The sequence below is a fragment of the Salifodinibacter halophilus genome, assembly GCA_012999515.1.
GTDB classification, from domain to species: Bacteria; Pseudomonadota; Gammaproteobacteria; order Nevskiales; family Salinisphaeraceae; genus Salifodinibacter; species Salifodinibacter halophilus.
Genome location: JABEEB010000358.1, coordinates 1 through 262 on the forward strand (window position 1 = coordinate 1; position 262 = coordinate 262).

At 67.6% G+C, this 262-nt stretch carries 1 protein-coding gene; it reads left to right on the top strand.

The genetic code is table 11. The features are described from left to right. On the top strand, positions 1-262 hold a 262-nt coding region (locus tag HKX41_12015), incomplete at both ends, for a serine-type D-Ala-D-Ala carboxypeptidase (GenBank protein ID NNC24860.1).

Sequence of the window (262 nt, forward strand, 5' to 3'; positions counted from 1 at the left end):
CCTCCGAAGCCCAGCGCGCGACCGACAGCCAGGCGCTGCTCAACTGGGGCTTCCGCTTCTTCGAGACCCACAAGCTCTACGACGCCGGCAAGGCCATCGCCAAGCAGAAGGTCTGGAAGGGCCAGAGCGCCGAAGTGCAGCTCGGCGTGGCCGAGCCGCTGCTGGTGACCGTGCAGCGCGGCAAGTACCCGCAGCTCAAGCCGAGCATGGACGTGCCCAAGACCCTGGTCGCGCCGATCAAGAAGGGCCAGGCCATCGGTTC